At 34.4% G+C, this 14970-nt stretch carries 17 protein-coding genes; 3 read left to right on the top strand and 14 right to left on the bottom strand.

Annotation, left to right across the window (positions count from 1 at the left end; genetic code table 11):
• Positions 1-2 precede the first annotated feature (2 nt).
• The 4 genes from EGI22_RS03910 to EGI22_RS03895 all read right to left on the bottom strand — a co-directional run bounded on the left by EGI22_RS03910 (position 3) and on the right by EGI22_RS03895 (position 3034).
• Positions 3-767, bottom strand: coding sequence for an ABC transporter permease (locus tag EGI22_RS03910; RefSeq protein ID WP_255066549.1), 765 nt, complete (start codon positions 765-767; stop codon positions 3-5).
• Positions 764-1165: a low affinity iron permease family protein gene (locus tag EGI22_RS03905; RefSeq protein ID WP_255066548.1), complete on the bottom strand. Its 402-nt coding sequence runs from the start codon at positions 1163-1165 to the stop codon at positions 764-766. The genes EGI22_RS03910 and EGI22_RS03905 overlap by 4 nt, the downstream gene beginning before the upstream one ends.
• A 1-nt stretch (position 1166) precedes the next feature.
• The gene (locus EGI22_RS03900) at positions 1167-2000 is read right to left on the bottom strand and encodes a universal stress protein (RefSeq protein ID WP_255066547.1); all 834 of its coding nucleotides are present in this window, start codon (positions 1998-2000) and stop codon (positions 1167-1169) included.
• Between the two features lie 164 nt (positions 2001-2164).
• Positions 2165-3034 (bottom strand): diacylglycerol kinase family protein, encoded by an 870-nt coding sequence (locus EGI22_RS03895; RefSeq protein WP_255066546.1) that lies wholly within the window; start codon positions 3032-3034, stop codon positions 2165-2167.
• A gap of 47 nt (positions 3035-3081) precedes the next feature.
• Between EGI22_RS03895 and EGI22_RS03890 the strand changes: the two genes are divergently transcribed.
• On the top strand, positions 3082-4047 hold the full coding sequence (locus EGI22_RS03890; protein ID WP_255066545.1) for an App1 family protein: 966 nt from the start codon (positions 3082-3084) through the stop codon (positions 4045-4047).
• Positions 4048-4050: 3 nt separating this feature from the next.
• On the opposite strand, the gene EGI22_RS03885 is transcribed toward EGI22_RS03890, so the two are convergent.
• The 9 genes from EGI22_RS03885 to uvrB all read right to left on the bottom strand — a co-directional run bounded on the left by EGI22_RS03885 (position 4051) and on the right by uvrB (position 12302).
• Positions 4051-5019 (bottom strand): MlaD family protein, encoded by a 969-nt coding sequence (locus EGI22_RS03885; protein WP_255066544.1) that lies wholly within the window; start codon positions 5017-5019, stop codon positions 4051-4053.
• Positions 5009-5770 carry an ABC transporter ATP-binding protein gene (locus tag EGI22_RS03880; protein ID WP_255066543.1) on the bottom strand — a complete coding sequence of 254 codons (762 nt, stop codon included), beginning with the start codon at positions 5768-5770 and terminating at the stop codon, positions 5009-5011. Before EGI22_RS03880 ends, EGI22_RS03885 begins: the two co-directional genes overlap by 11 nt.
• A gap of 7 nt (positions 5771-5777) precedes the next feature.
• Positions 5778-6566 carry an ABC transporter permease gene (locus EGI22_RS03875; protein ID WP_255066542.1) on the bottom strand — a complete coding sequence of 263 codons (789 nt, stop codon included), beginning with the start codon at positions 6564-6566 and terminating at the stop codon, positions 5778-5780.
• Positions 6567-6598: 32 nt separating this feature from the next.
• Positions 6599-7129 carry a heme-binding protein gene (locus tag EGI22_RS03870; protein WP_255066541.1) on the bottom strand — a complete coding sequence of 177 codons (531 nt, stop codon included), beginning with the start codon at positions 7127-7129 and terminating at the stop codon, positions 6599-6601.
• 73 nt (positions 7130-7202) lie between these two features.
• Positions 7203-7676 (bottom strand): Dps family protein, encoded by a 474-nt coding sequence (locus EGI22_RS03865; protein WP_255066540.1) that lies wholly within the window; start codon positions 7674-7676, stop codon positions 7203-7205.
• Between the two features lie 234 nt (positions 7677-7910).
• A complete protein-coding gene (locus tag EGI22_RS24100; protein ID WP_369010864.1) occupies positions 7911-8042 on the bottom strand; it encodes a Thivi_2564 family membrane protein in 132 nt (43 codons plus the stop codon).
• Between the two features lie 177 nt (positions 8043-8219).
• A complete protein-coding gene (locus EGI22_RS03855; protein WP_255066538.1) occupies positions 8220-8879 on the bottom strand; it encodes a BON domain-containing protein in 660 nt (219 codons plus the stop codon).
• 181 nt (positions 8880-9060) lie between these two features.
• Entirely contained in the window at positions 9061-10080 is a 1020-nt protein-coding gene (locus EGI22_RS03850; protein ID WP_255066537.1) for a 2-hydroxyacid dehydrogenase, read from the bottom strand.
• Between the two features lie 197 nt (positions 10081-10277).
• On the bottom strand, positions 10278-12302 hold the full coding sequence (gene uvrB / locus EGI22_RS03845) for an excinuclease ABC subunit UvrB (protein WP_255066536.1): 2025 nt from the start codon (positions 12300-12302) through the stop codon (positions 10278-10280).
• 186 nt (positions 12303-12488) lie between these two features.
• On the opposite strand from uvrB, the gene EGI22_RS03840 reads away from it, so the two are divergent.
• Together EGI22_RS03840 and EGI22_RS03835 are read left to right on the top strand one after the other, a co-directional pair.
• Entirely contained in the window at positions 12489-13214 is a 726-nt protein-coding gene (locus EGI22_RS03840) for a hypothetical protein (RefSeq protein ID WP_255066535.1), read from the top strand.
• Between the two features lie 72 nt (positions 13215-13286).
• Positions 13287-13856, top strand: coding sequence for a hypothetical protein (locus EGI22_RS03835; RefSeq protein WP_255066534.1), 570 nt, complete (start codon positions 13287-13289; stop codon positions 13854-13856).
• 1 nt (position 13857) lies between these two features.
• Here the strand turns inward: EGI22_RS03835 and dprA are convergent, their stop codons facing one another.
• Positions 13858-14964, bottom strand: a complete 1107-nt coding sequence (gene dprA / locus EGI22_RS03830; RefSeq protein ID WP_255066533.1) for a DNA-processing protein DprA — start codon at positions 14962-14964, stop codon at positions 13858-13860.
• Positions 14965-14970: the final 6 nt, after the last annotated feature.

Raw genomic sequence — 14970 nt, 5'->3', positions numbered from 1 at the left:
CTTTATTTTGTAAAAATCAAATCGGCAATCTGAACTGCCAACAAATCAATAATGAAAATAGAAAGTGAAGCTACCACAACTGCTGAATTTGCTGCCTTTCCCACGCTTTCGGTACCTCGGGAGGCATTATAACCTTGAAAACAACCTACTGAACCAATAACAAATCCGAAAAAGAAGGTTTTTATAATAGCTGGAACGATGTCTTCGAAAGAGAGTGATTCTAATACTTTGGAAAAATAACCGTAAAGATTGACATCTGAATGAATGTTTACGCCTACAAAACCTCCGAAAACACTTACACCATCCGCCAAAACAACCAAAATGGGAATCATAATAGTAGATGCCAAAATCCGTGTAACCACCAAATAATTGAATGGATTTATGGCTGAAACCTCCATAGCGTCTATCTGATTGGTTACTTTCATAGAGCCAAGCTCCGCCCCTATGCCTGATGAAACTTTACCTGCACAAACCAAGGCAGTGATAACAGGGGAAATCTCGCGAATCAATGACAAAGCTACCATGCCAGGCAACCATGATTCTGCACCAAAACTAGAGAGCGTCGGGCGAGTTTGAATAGCCAAAACCATACCCATAATAAAGCCAGTAATAGCTACCAATGGAAAAGATTTATACCCAATAATGTAGCATTGGTGCAAAAATTCTCTCGCTTCAAATGGTGCTTTTCTAATTTGCTTAAAAAACCTTCCAATAAAATGAAAAATCTGGCCTACTTCATCCAAAACTAACTTTATTGAATCTATCATTTTTCTTCATTAAGTTTTTCATCGTGCTCTACTTGATCAGCCAAGTCTGTGTACTCTTTTTGCAATTCCTCTATTTCATGTTCGGTTTTTGTTTCGGCATTTATAACTGCATTGTTTGTTAAATCGTTTGATGAAACTATCTCGTTGACTTTCAAATGCAAAGCAGCGGAAAAATGATTGAATGATTTTTGAATAATAAATAAGCTCAAAAATGATGCACCATGGATAAAATCTCGAATCAATTCATTGACGGCCAATGGATTGAAATCTCTATTGAATAGCCAAAATACCACTAGGATTATAGCTAAAATAAATGAGTAAGTATTGCTCAATACCTCGGTTGCAAAATTTGAGACTTTAGCAAATCCAGAATCTAATAAAACATGGAATTTAGGCATATTAATTTCTAAAAGTGAGCATTATATGGTTTGAATCCTGCAAAAAATGATTAGAAACACTGGTATTGAAAAGTTTCGTAAACATCGATTTATCGTGAATAGCCATAGCCAAAACATCCATTTGGTATCTTTTGATATAGTTTTCCAAACCTTTTATAATATGCAAATGTATTATATCTTCAAATACTATATCTTCCATTTCAAAAACCTGCTCTAGTTTATCAGTGATTTTTTGATCTTTTGATTGAATCTCTTGGTCAAAATAATCTTTAACATGTACAACGGTTGTGGATGTACCCAAAAGCCTATCTAAATCAATCATAAAACTTGTAGCTATCACTTCATTTTCTTTATAATCAGCAGCGTATAAAATTTTACTCGGAAAATCTAAAGACGCTTTCTCAGGTACCACCCAAACCGGACATAAAGCTTTGTGGACAATATTGATTGTTGTGGATCCTATCCATTTATCCAAAAAATTAGAAGCTCCTTTTGTTCCAATTACTATAAAATCAACTTTATATTTCTTTGCAGTGACAAGAATTCCATCTGTAACAAATCCATAATCAACCACTTGTTGCACTTGAACTTCTGGCAAACCAGAATCTTTCAATAATTCCAAAGTGAAACTTTTAAGATTATTAGTAACAACTTCTTCCACAAGCTGAATTGAGTTTGCTATATCATTTGAAATCATATTTTCGAAACTTGCCGGTACTGTAAAACAATGAAGTAGAATAAGTTTTGCATCTAATTTCCGGGCAAGTTCAGCTGCAAATTTTGAGGCATGAACAGCATTTGGGCTAAAATCAGTTGGAAACAGTATAGTTTTCATAAGAATTAAGTATTTGATGAAATATTCTAAATCATTAAAAACCAATAAGTAGGTTTGATATCAGAATAGACGTAAAGGTCAGAATAACCCAGACCTAAAGTGTTACACAACTTTCAGAAATGTTTACATCTTTCTCACATTTTGAAGAAAACAAAAACCTCAATTCAAGGAACCAAAACCTCAATAGCTGATGGCAGTAGTTCAGCATTTATTTGATTTACTTTGCCCATATACTCACCATCGATTTGAAAGTGGACTTTTTCTTCGGAATGCATTGAAAAGTGATCTGTTTGATAAATTTCGGTTTTATTTATATCAAAAACTGCATGTGAAAATATCATTTTGAAAACCTCTTGTAGTGATATTTCTTTAATGACAATGATTTCGAAAAGGTTATCCCTAAGATTTCCAAGCGGATTAATTACTGCACCATTTCCATAGCAGGTGCCATTGGCAATTACCACCATCTCAGCTATAATTTTAATAATCTCGCCATTAATTTTCATTTCTATGTCCATTTTTGGATTAAGCCTCAAAACCTTCAAAAAGTCAAGAAAATAACCCAGAAAGCCTCTTATTTTGCCAAATTTAAACTTTTTCATAGCATATGCATTTAAGCCAATATCACTTAAATGTGCACAAATGTTATTATTGATATTGATCAGATGAATTCTTTTGGTTTTGTTTAGGAGCAAATTATCAAGTGCTACGGTTGGATTTAAATCTATTCCCAACTCTCTTGCGAGACCATTAGCTGAGCCTGTCGGAATAATACCCAAAATCAATTGTTTTTTAAACGCACATTCGGCCACCAATTTCACGGTTCCATCTCCTCCCACTGCCACTAAAATATCAGGTTTTAATCTTCCAGCTTCAATATTTAGAAATTCCTCTAAAAATTCTTTTTTTAAAAGTCTAATTATAGAAATTTCGAAATTTTTGCCAACAAAAAAAGCCTTTATCTTATTTTTCCAATCATAAGGAGTCTTACCTGCGTTAGGGTTTAATACAAATAAAATTTTCGACTTTTTCATAAAAAATAATAAATTGATTTGAAGGTTTGTTTCGTAACTTGCTGAATATGAAACACAAAATAAATATTAAGATTTATCATGGATACGGAAACAGTGACAGCTATTTTGTGTTTGGTCATGTGATGAGTGGTAATCCTATCCCTAAAAGAAAATATAATAAATGCCTTCTTTATAACATCCTACATTTAGCAAGACTTTTTATGGTCAAGCCAATTGCAAATCAACCTGTACAACTCATCTGGAAAGACCAAAAAATAGATTCTGTCACAGAATCAGACGGTTTTTTTAAGTTTGAATGGCATTCTCCAATTCAAGAACTTTCGGGCTGGCAACCTTTAAAAATCAATGTTTTGAATGAAGAAAATCAAATATTAGCCAATGAAATCGGGAAACTTTACATCCCGAATGCTACCCAGTTTGGATTCATTTCAGACATTGACGATACTGTTTTGGTCTCACATTCTGCTCAAACTGGCAAAAAACTGAGGATAATGTTTACCAAAAACCCAAGAAGCCGGAAAACATTTGCTGACGTGGTGAAATTTTACAACCTCCTGGCTGTTTCGCACACTACACCAGATTTGCTAAATCCGTTTTTTTATGTGTCGAGCAGCGAATGGAATCTGTATAATGACCTCAACGATTTTTTCAAACACAACGGTCTTCCAAAAGGGATTTTTCTGTTAAGTGAAATGAAAAGATGGTTTCAAGTTTTCAAATCAGGAAAAACCAAACATTACGGCAAATTATCTAGAGTTTTTAGAGTTTTAGATGCTTTTCCAAATCAGAAATTTGTGCTTCTTGGCGACAATTCACAAGCTGACCCTGCGATATATTCCGAAATAGTTAACAAATACCCGAATCGTATTATAGCCATCTATATCAGAAATGTTCTTCAAAAAAAAGAAAAAATTGCAATAGAAATCCTTCGAAATCTTGATATCCCAACTTGCCTTTTTGCTCATACAGAAATAGCTATTAAGCATGCAAAAGAGATTGGATTGATTGATTAAATTCTATTTTTTCTTCTTAAAAAATCCTCGAAAAAAAATATTATGTTGCAAAGCTTCTAAGTCTTGATCTAGCTTTTTACTGCCTGATTCGAGGTTTTTTAGCGTAGCTTCCATTGATTTAGCCGTTGAAGCATCATTTAACAACAAGCCAACCGTATTGTTTTTTTGGTTGAATTTCTCACTTGCCATTTGCAAATTCTCCGTAAGTTTATTCAATGAACCAGAGGCTACATTTAATTGATTGATGGTAAGTTTTATCTTTTGATACATCAAAGTGTCAGTAGCTAAATCATTTATCGAGTTCCCCTTGGTGTTCATTTTGCCTGAAAAAGCCTGAAGATTTCCTAAAACTTCTTTGCTACTTTCAGACACCGTTTTCAAATTTGCCAATGTTGCTTGTAAATCAGTGGCCGAAACTTGTATCTTGGACGAAAGTGCCGGATCGTTTAATAAAGTAGCCAATATACCTTTTCCAGAGTCAATTTTTCTACTAATGTTTTTGAAATCAGTCGTAATTTCCATCAAATTCTTGTTGTTGGCTTGAAGTGTAGCCATCATATCGTCGGTACTAAGGCCATTTTCTACTGCCAAAAAATCATTCTTTTTTACCTGTGGAGATGCTAAAGTTCCACCATAAATAATTACTATTTTGTTTCCGATTAGACCATCGGAGCCAATTTTTGCCTTGGCATCTTTGTGAATGTGCGACTCAGCATTTAGGTCAATATTCATCGTGACCTCAACATCAGAATCTCCATGAAAAGCAATTTTTTTTACGGTTCCCACTTTTACGCCAGAAAACCACACATTTCCTCCATCCAAAAGGCCATTTACATCATTAAAAATTGCGTGTATAGGGAAAGATTTAACAAAGGTTTTTTTCTGGCCACCGAGTGTCAAAATAGTAATGGCGAATATGATTAAGCCAATAAATATAAAAATTCCAACTATGACCGTTCGTTTATTTTTCATGGGTGAAATTGTAGTTATAAAATGATCGAATGTCTTGATTGTCCATTGCAAAAAGCTCCTCAAATGAGCCTGTTTTCAAAAATTTACCCTCCGAAATCATCGTTACGCGATTAGCTGTCATTTTTGCACATGTCAAATCATGCGTAATTATTATAGAAGTAGTTTGATATTCCTGTTGAACCTGAAGAATTAAATCATTGATATCCAGACAAGTAATTGGATCTAATCCAGATGTGGGCTCGTCATAAAGCATAATTTCGGGATTCAAAATCACCGTTCTGGCAATTCCTATCCTTTTTTTTTGCCCTCCAGATAGCTCAGAAGGCATCTGATTTATTGTATTTGAAAGACCAACATCTTCTAAAACTTTATCAATTGCCATATCTATCTCCTTTTTGGTAATTTCTGGTCGAGTTCTAATTAGCGGAAAAGCGAGATTCTCTCTAACAGTCATACTATCATACAAAGCACTGTTTTGAAACGAAAACCCTATTTTCAACCTTAATATTTGCAGCTCTTTCGGTGTGATTTTGTTAACTTCTTCACCGAGTACTTTCACTAGTCCACTATCTGGTTTTAAAAGTCCAGAAATAATTTTAATTAAAACCGATTTACCGCTTCCTGACTTTCCCAACACTGCCAAATTCTCGCCTTTAAACAAAGTCAAATCAATACCTTCCAGGACAGCCAAATCGCCAAAAGACTTTTTCAAGTTTTTAAGTTCGATCACAGGTGTTTCAGTTGGTTTCATATAGTTCTTACCTTATGGCATTCACCACTTGGACAATCAGCATTTCTTCTATAAAAATCAAAAACATAGCTATCACTACGGTAGCATTCGCGGCTTTACCTACGCCTTGGGTGCCATTTTGAGCAGTGTAGCCTTGGTAGCAACCCGCCACGCCAATAGTAAAACCATAGCAAAGTGCCTTAAATAAAGACGAGTAAATATCCAAAAACGAAATGGTACTAAATGCGTTTTTTATAAAAGCCGTGAAACTTGTCAATTCATTTTGGTGGATGTTTATAAATGCCCCCAACATTCCCATTAGGCCAGTATAAAGTACCAAAATAGGCATCATGAGTGTTGTGGCCGTGATTCTGGTTACCACCAAAAACTTAAACGGATTGGTGGCCGAAACTTCCATAGCGTCAATTTGCTCTGTTACCTTCATAGAACCCAGCTCGGCTCCAATATTAGAACCAACTTTGCCAGCAGCAATAAGCGATGTAACCAATGGAGCCAATGCCCTAACGATGGCAATAGAAATTAGCGATGGTAACCAGGAACTAGCTCCAAAGGTTGACAAGGAAGGTCTGGATTGTTTTGTAAACACGATACCAATAATAAAGCCTGTCAAAGTAACCAATGAAAGAGATTTATACCCAACATTAAAACATTGATTGACAGTTTCTTTCCATTCAAAAGGTGAAGTAAAAGTCTCTTTAAAATACAATCCTAAAAACCTAAAAACATTGGTAAGCTCATTGAAAAATGTGTCAAATTTCTTAGAAATTAAAAATTTATTTAATGACTTCTTTTCCAAAACTTGTGGTTTAATTTAAATTTCAAAATCTCTTATTGTTTATCCCAATTTACACTTACGATGATTTCATTTCTTCTACCAAAAAACTGATAAGGTGCATTGTAACCCAAAAATCTAAAATGCCCGTAATAACTAATAGAAGCTGCTTTGAGTGAATTTTCTAGCTTTTCGGTATAAAGTTTTATGTCTTTGTCAGATGCATAACCGTTAAATTGAATTGCAGCAACATATTCTTCTGTAGTGGTTGAAATGTTTACCTCTTGATTATTAGGCTTTGGCAAATTACTTTTATTAAAGTTCATTGGCATCACAAAACTCATTGAAGAGCTTAAATCGTTGATATCCATGTGAACTGGCGAAGTCATGGCTATTTGAACTTTCCCCACGTTTCCTCCAAAAATATAACCTGCAAGCTTCCTAAAACCTGAATTCCCCAATTCTTTATAAGTTTTGGCTGACGAATTTATTGTAGCCATGGTTACCGAAGGATAATATCGAATTTCAAAGTCTTTTGATTTCTTCACAACATCATAAGCTTGCGTCCTTGAATCTTTCGGAAACATAATATTATAAATTTGGTTTAAAATAACGCAACCTAGAATTATAGTAATAAAAATTAAAAAAGTCTTCATTTTCTTATTCCAAATATCTTCTTAATATCCAAGCGGTAGTTTCATGTTGCTCTATTAATCCTGTCAAAAAATCGGCTGTACCAGCATCGTGGTTAATTTCTTGGCATATTCCGATGTCTTTCCGAATTAATTTAATTACTGATTCATAGTCACTTAAAAGCTCATGCAACAATTCTTTTTGTTCAGGATAAGCATTTGGGTGTTCTTTCAATCTGGTCAAATCAGAAAATTCTTTCATTGTACCAATAACTTTATTTCCCAATTTTGCGATTCTCTCTGCCACCAAGTCAATAGTTTCCTCTAATTCGATGTATTGGGTTTTGAAGAGTCTATGCAATTCCATAAAACTCTCACCAGTAACATTCCAATGAAATTTCCTGGTTTTAGTGTAAAGTATCACCTCATCTGATAGGATCACTTCCAAAAGCTTGACTGTAGCATTTAAATGTTTTTTGTTAATTCCGATTTCTGGTTCCATGATATTTTTTAATTTTTAATAATGATAAAGAAAATTGTATGGATTTTTTTTCGCAATGTGAATTCAGCATTATCAACCAACCTTATTAATCGTGTTAAAATATTATATTTCAATTACTTACACTGCCCTAGAATTACCCAAATGATAATAAAAACGATAACTATTCCGAAGCATCCACTGCCAAGTTTTTTGGCACCGTATCCCGCTATTAATCCTTTAAAAATCTTGTTCATATTATACTTTGTAATTCATTACGGTATTAAAAAGTCCAAGTATTTTGAGAAGCCAAATAATGACGGCAATTACCACCACGATATTGAAAATCTTTTTGATTTTGTTATCCATTGGTATGTAGGTATTGATCATCCAAAGCAAAAAACCAATAACTACAATAATGACAAGAATATTTACAAGTGGCATAATATTGAGGTTTAAATGTGACGTAAAGGTTGGTGATATTCAAATAAAATGTATTACATAATTGTGCTATTTATTTGCATAATTCACACTTAATAAATCTTTTGTGAATAGTTGGTATCACATTTAGTTTAAAACGATTTCGAGGTCGTTTTCAACAAACCAAACGCCTGGAGCACTCCATGCCATTTGAGTAGCTTCCTCTTTTTGATTCCACGACGTCACATTACCTGTCAGGGTTACTTTATGGTCCATAACATCCACATTTATAGCCTCATACTGAATAGACCCATTTCGATTTATTGCACTTTCTATTTCGGCTTTTTCTATTCTATTTGCATTTTCCGATTTGATAGTAAGCTTATTGGAAACTCCTTTTACTCCAGAGAGATTTTTTACTGCTTCTAGAGCAGCATCTCTTTGATAGTTCCAGGTAGTTATGCCCTCTAATGTTACCCAGCCATTTTCAACCTTTACTTGAATTTCGTCTTTTGGAATTTGCCAGTTCCATTTAAAGGAATTTAATATTTCTTTGGCTATGTCATTATCGTCTATTTTAGCCCATTTTGTATCAAAATTTACATCTATCTTTTCGACGACCACTTTTACACCTCTCACGTTTTTAGCTGCATTTTCTGCATGGATTTTTTTAGAATAATTATCAACTGTACCAGTCAAAGTCACTATTCCGCTATTAACAGTTACCCCAATCTCGGCAGCTTGTAATTTCGGTTCCCATTTTAGGGCATTTTGTACATCTTTTTGAAGTTCTTCATTGGATTTCATTTCCTAATTTTTATATGTCAAATAGTTTTAAATATGTAAAGGTGGGTAAAAAGTCGTTTGAAATACTAACACAATTTTGGGTTTTTCTTACACATATACCTCTTTTTGGGCAATGTAAATTTCCAAATCAAAAAACTTATTTTATATTTCGTACTTTCAAAAATCACTTTTAAGTTTCGAATCAAATTTCAATAATTGTTTTTTTGAGGTTAATAATAATTTCATTTCTACTAGTTGGTTCTCTCTCAAAATCAGAAATATTTTGAAGCGTAATTTCAGCAATTTGTCGGACGGCTTCATTTGTAAAAAAAGCCAAATGAGGCGTGATCAACACATTATTAAATGACATTAGGCGTTCTATTGTATCATCTTTGACCACAGTATCAGATAAATCTTTAAAGAAAATCTTTTCTTCGCCTTCATAAACATCTATACCTAAAAAACCCAAATGCCCATCTTTCAAAGCTTCTATGGCATCTAGGGTGTTAATTACGGCTCCTCGGCTTGTATTAATTAACATGGTGCCTTTCAACATCAAATCAAAAGCAGTTTTATTGAAAAGATGTCGAGTGTCGTCAGTAAGAGGACAGTGAATAGAAATAATATCAGACTCTAACAATAGAAGCTCAAATGACTTATATTCAACCCCTTTGAGTTTCATTTCCAAATTTTCTTTTATGTCATAAGCCACTATTTTACAGCCAAAACCCAGCATAATATTGCAAAAAGCCCTCCCGATTTTGCCTGTACCAACTACGCCAACAGTCTTTCCAAAAAGATTAAAACCCATCAAATTTTCAATTGAAAAATTATTCTCTCTGACTCTATTATAAGCTTTATGGGTTTTTCTGTTTAAGGTTTGAATAAGTGCAACAGCATGCTCAGCGATAGCTTGTGGCGAATATGCAGGAACACGCATCACTTTCATATGGAATTTCTCGGCGGCTTCAAGGTCCACATTATCAAAACCAGCACTTCTAAGTGTTATAACTTTGGTACCCAAGAGTGACAGTGCTTCTATAGTTTCTTCGCTAATATCATCCAAAAGCATCACTGAAACTGCCTCATAGCCAGCAGCAAGGCTCACAGTATGTATATTCAAACTCTCTTCAAAATAGGTTAAATCGTGTTTATTTTCAAGATTTGCGTGATCCAAATATTCTTTCTCGTAATATTTTGTACTGAAAATAGCTACTTTCATTGAAATTTGTTTTTCAACAAAATTGAGGTTTTTTACAGCTAAAGGTGTTACACGATTGTTGAAAATTATTGCATAATTCCTACATTTAGAGATTTTCCAGTAGGTATTAAATAAAAAAAATCCCTCAGAAAGTTAAATCTGAAGGATTTTAAAAGTGAAACAATTATTGTTCCATACAAAATATTTTTAACAAGAATCTACACCAACTCCCCTATTCTCTCTTTCAGCTGGTTCATTTCATCTCTGAATCGGGCTGCCTGAAGGAAATCCAATTCTGAGGCGGCTTTTTCCATTTTCTTTTTAGCCTCATTCAGCATTGTTTCCAGTTGAGGTTTGCCCATATAGGCCATCACAGGGTCAGCAGCAATGTTAATTCTATCAGGCTCTACATAATAGCCTTTTGTACTTGGTTTGAAGTCAGCTATAGACGTTTGTTCCATTATAGCTTCCTTGCTTTTAAGAATTGTTGTAGGTGTTATTCCATGTTCTGTATTGTATTCCATTTGGATAATCCTCCGCCTATTGGTCTCATCTATAGCCCTTTGCATAGACCCTGTCATTCGGTCGGCATACATTATCACTTTACCGTTTGAGTTACGAGCCGCACGACCAATCGTCTGTATTAGGGACCGAATATCTCTCAAAAAACCTTCTTTGTCAGCATCCATTATTGCCACAAGAGATACTTCAGGCAAATCGAGACCTTCTCTCAACAAATTCACGCCCACCAAAACATCGATTACGCCCAAACGCAATTCTCGCAAAATTTCAACCCTTTCCATGGTTTTTATTTCGGAGTGAATGTATCTACCTTTTATGCCAACTCTCTCCAAATATTTGCTAAGTTCTTCGGCCATTCTTTTGGTCAAAGTAGTCACCAAGACTCGCTCATCTTTCTTGATTCTACCATTTATTTCATCCAAAAGGTCGTCAATCTGATTCAAACTCGGTCTTACGTCAATCTCAGGATCCAAAAGCCCGGTTGGACGAATAATCTGCTCAACTACCACTCCACCAGCCAAATTAAGCTCATAATCAGATGGGGTTGCACTTACAAAAACCGTTTGTGGAGTTAAATTCTCGAACTCTTGAAAAGTTAACGGACGATTATCTAATGCAGAAGGCAATCGAAAACCATATTCAACCAAAGAAGTTTTACGAGACCTATCTCCACCATACATGGCCCTAATTTGCGGCATACTTACATGGCTTTCGTCAACTACCAAAAGGAAATCATCTTGAAAATAATCCAAAAGACAAAAGGGTCTTTCTCCAGCTTTACGTTTGTCAAAATATCTCGAATAGTTCTCAATACCACTGCAATAACCCAATTCCCTCATCATTTCAAGGTCAAACTCCGTTCTTTCCTGAATTCGCTGGGCTTCCATTACTCTACCATCGCTTTCAAAATACTTGATTTGAGCCACCATATCGTCTTGAATTAACTTGATGGATTCTTGCATCACGTCTTTTCCAGTCACAAAGAGGTTAGCAGGAAAAATTACGATATTCTTTTCATTCTTTATTTTTTTGCCCGAAATGGGCTCAATCATCTGGATTTCCTCAATATCATCTCCAAAAAATATTACTCGGTAGGCAAAATCTGCATAGCCCGGAAAAATATCAACCGTGTCGCCTTTTACCCTAAATGTCCCTCTCGAAAACTCAATTTCGGTTCTGGAATATAAAATTTCTACAAGTTTATATAAAAACTTATTTCGGCTGACAATTTCGCCTACCTCTACTTTTACAATACTTTGCTTAAATTCATTCGGATTACCTGCACCATAAATACATGATACAGAAGCAATTACTACAATATCTCTTCTACCAGACATCAAAGACGAAACCGTTGAAAGACGCAATTTGTCAATCTCCTGATTGATCATCAAATCTTTCTCAATATAAGTATTTGTGGAAGCTATAAAAGCCTCCGGCTGATAATAATCGTAGTAAGAAATAAAATATTCAACCGCGTTTTCAGGAAAAAACTGCTTAAACTCTCCATAGAGCTGGGCCGCCAAGGTCTTATTATGACTCAAAATCAGAACTGGCCGGTCTATTTGCTGGATTACATTGGCAATAGTGAAAGTCTTTCCACTACCAGTTACACCCAAAAGCACATTGGCTCGCTCGCCTGATTCTATAGACTTCACCAATTGTTCTATAGCCTGAGGTTGATCACCTGTAGGTTTGAAATCAGAAATTAAAGAAAAACTCATTTTATCAATTATTTAATCAAAGATACTTCAATAAGGCATAAACAAAAAATTAGCGTAAAAAGGCTAAAAATTTTAGCTGTAATATTATACCAACCATTATGATTGTAAAAGAATCCATTAAGAATGAGAAACATCATAGTAAATTTGTCGTTTACTGTTTACCTTCGAAAATCAAAACACAAAAACATGAAAAAGTATTTATTTAGCTTAGTGTTTTTTGCAGTTTCAATTGCAAATGCTCAAGAGAAAAATCTTAAAATTTTTAAATTCCAACCATTTAGCTTGATTACTGGTTCAATGAATTTTAATCAAGAAATATTTAATAAATCTCAAACCAGAAGCACGGTTTTCGGCATTGGCTTACGGTATGTAAATAAGGATAATGAGGTTTATAATTACGATAATTTTGGCAATTCCACGCCATATACACAAACCAATAAATGGCAGGGAGCCACTGCTTCGGTGGATAGAAGATTTTATGTACCTGGTTTTTTCTCAGGTGATAAATATACTTTTATAAATGAAAAGGCAAAGTTCGGTGTGTACCTATCGGCTGGGTTAAAGTTAGAATATAACATAAATAACTATGACAACAGCAGTTATATATATATTCCTGACACCACAAAATTAAATTCCACTTATAAACTTTCAAAAAACACCGGAAAAGTTTCATATTTGGGAATTATGCCAAATATGAATATCGGAATGCAATTTACACTATTTCAAAACCTTTATATTGATACCTACATAGGTGGAGGAATAAGATTTATAAGTAAAAAAATCAGTAATGAGGTAAATGATGGCCCAGCTAATGGCTATAATTATTATGTAAATTCAAACGCAATTGAGACTTTCGTAATAAAAGAAGGCGTTCAACCCAACTTTGGTTTTTCTTTGGGTTTAAATTTTTAATTTTTTTAGGGATTTAGCAATCGATTTTCTTTCAAAATTAGCTAAATTGCTTTTACAAACCCTAATGATTAAATGATACAAAATCTGAAAAGATTTTCAGACTATTTGCGTGATGCTGCAAGCCTAAAAATGATACTTTTGGCGTTTATAGCTCAAGTCATTTTTGCGGTTTTTATAATTCCGTATTCGTCTTCATTGATAGATCCTTTAAAAACCCAAACGCTTTTTGAATTGAGGTTTGGTTACAATTCTACTCAGACTTACGGGATTTTAGAAGCCATAGGGCTAAAAGGCAGAAATGCACTTTTGGTGTATTGTTTATTGATAGACCTATTGTATGCCATAGTATATAGCATATCGTTCAGTATGCTTTTGAGCTTGTTTTTTAGAAATTCATTCTCAAAAAATCACTATTTCCAATGGTTCAATGCCTTCCCTTTTCTAATCGGAATTGCAGATATTTTTGAAAACTTAAGCTTGGCTTTTATTACGATAAACTATCCAGAAAAAATTGACTTCGCTGTAAAGTTAGCCTCGTCTTTTAGTTTGATGAAATGGGGATTTATGCTCTACAATCTCTTGCTGTTATTGACAGGCTTATTTGCCTGGGTTTTAAAAATAATGGTGAGCAGAAAAAGATAAATTACCTCAACTTAAATTTCTTTCCTGGACTTTGTTTCACCATATCCGCAAATTCAAGATTGAGAAGAATACTCGCCAATTTGTTTGGATGAATCTGCGAATGCCAGCTAAGATCATCAATTAGCATTTCGCCATTTTGCATTAACAGGCTCAATACCTTACTTTCATCTTGAGTATATTTCGATAAATCCAAAGGTGTTTTTTCAACTACTTTGGTTTCATTTTCAGCATCCCACTTCATCCATTCCACAAAATCAGGGACACTTGTAAAAATCTGAGCTTTATTGTTCGAAATCAAATAATTTGGACCTTCTGAATATTTCTGAAAAATTCCGCCTGGAATCGCAAAAACCTCTTTATTATAATTGTTGGCATACTCGGCAGTTACCATAGAGCCACCTTTTCTCGCGGATTCCACCACAATAGTGGCATCACTAAGTGCAGCTATTATCCTATTTCTAGCGACAAAAAACGAAGGTTTGGTTTGCGTTCCGAAGGCCTGCTCAGATATTAGCAAACCTGTTTCTTCAATTTCTTTAGCAGTTTTTTTATGTAAACTAGGGTAAACCGTTTCTAAGCTATTGGCCAAAACACCCACTGTAGAAAGGCCATTTTTCAAGGCAGCTTTGTGTGCCGCAATGTCAATACCATATGCCAAACCACTTATTATCTGCACATTATACTCTTTCAACTGAGTCACTATTTCCTCTGTAGATTTTTTACCGTATTCTGACGCTTCCCTTGTGCCGACTATTGCCACAGATTTAGGATAATCTAATTTTCCTTTACCTTTAAAATATAGCAAAGGAGGAGCTTCAAAGATATTTTTAAGTTTTTTGGGGTAATCAGGATGTTTGAAACTCACAATCCTGATATTGTTTTTTAAGCTTTCTTTTACAATAGTTTCAGCTTCAAGAAAACCTTCTTCATTCGCTTTTATTTTGTCTATGGTGATTTTGCCCAAATTAGGAATTTTCAAAAGTTTGGCATTCGGTGTTTCGAAAACCTCTTTTGCAGAGCCAAAAGAATTCAGCAATTGCTTAAACAATACCCCACCAACTCCGTCTATTTTGTTTAGGGCGATTTCATACACCAAATCGTCATGCATAGATTT

It is taken from the genome of Lacihabitans sp. LS3-19 (genome assembly GCF_024343575.1).
Taxonomy (GTDB): Bacteria; Bacteroidota; Bacteroidia; order Cytophagales; family Spirosomataceae; genus Leadbetterella.
The sequence above is the reverse complement of the archived record's forward strand: the minus strand, read 5'-3'. Positions and strand labels throughout refer to the sequence as shown.

Coding starts and splice junctions, on each gene's coding strand:
- EGI22_RS03870 (WP_255066541.1), bottom strand. CDS start 7,129: ATGTTTCCGAAAGATTCAAGGACGCAAGCTTATGATGTTGTGAAGAAA.
- EGI22_RS03835 (WP_255066534.1), top strand. CDS start 13,287: ATGATACAAAATCTGAAAAGATTTTCAGACTATTTGCGTGATGCTGCA.
- EGI22_RS03850 (WP_255066537.1), bottom strand. CDS start 10,080: ATGAAAGTAGCTATTTTCAGTACAAAATATTACGAGAAAGAATATTTG.
- EGI22_RS03855 (WP_255066538.1), bottom strand. CDS start 8,879: ATGAAATCCAATGAAGAACTTCAAAAAGATGTACAAAATGCCCTAAAA.
- EGI22_RS03880 (WP_255066543.1), bottom strand. CDS start 5,770: ATGAAACCAACTGAAACACCTGTGATCGAACTTAAAAACTTGAAAAAG.
- EGI22_RS03865 (WP_255066540.1), bottom strand. CDS start 7,676: ATGGAACCAGAAATCGGAATTAACAAAAAACATTTAAATGCTACAGTC.
- EGI22_RS03905 (WP_255066548.1), bottom strand. CDS start 1,165: ATGCCTAAATTCCATGTTTTATTAGATTCTGGATTTGCTAAAGTCTCA.
- dprA (WP_255066533.1), bottom strand. CDS start 14,964: ATGCATGACGATTTGGTGTATGAAATCGCCCTAAACAAAATAGACGGA.
- EGI22_RS03895 (WP_255066546.1), bottom strand. CDS start 3,034: ATGAAAAAGTCGAAAATTTTATTTGTATTAAACCCTAACGCAGGTAAG.
- uvrB (WP_255066536.1), bottom strand. CDS start 12,302: ATGAGTTTTTCTTTAATTTCTGATTTCAAACCTACAGGTGATCAACCT.
- EGI22_RS03900 (WP_255066547.1), bottom strand. CDS start 2,000: ATGAAAACTATACTGTTTCCAACTGATTTTAGCCCAAATGCTGTTCAT.
- EGI22_RS24100 (WP_369010864.1), bottom strand. CDS start 8,042: ATGATCAATACCTACATACCAATGGATAACAAAATCAAAAAGATTTTC.
- EGI22_RS03885 (WP_255066544.1), bottom strand. CDS start 5,019: ATGAAAAATAAACGAACGGTCATAGTTGGAATTTTTATATTTATTGGC.
- EGI22_RS03890 (WP_255066545.1), top strand. CDS start 3,082: ATGAAACACAAAATAAATATTAAGATTTATCATGGATACGGAAACAGT.
- EGI22_RS03840 (WP_255066535.1), top strand. CDS start 12,489: ATGAAAAAGTATTTATTTAGCTTAGTGTTTTTTGCAGTTTCAATTGCA.
- EGI22_RS03910 (WP_255066549.1), bottom strand. CDS start 767: ATGATAGATTCAATAAAGTTAGTTTTGGATGAAGTAGGCCAGATTTTT.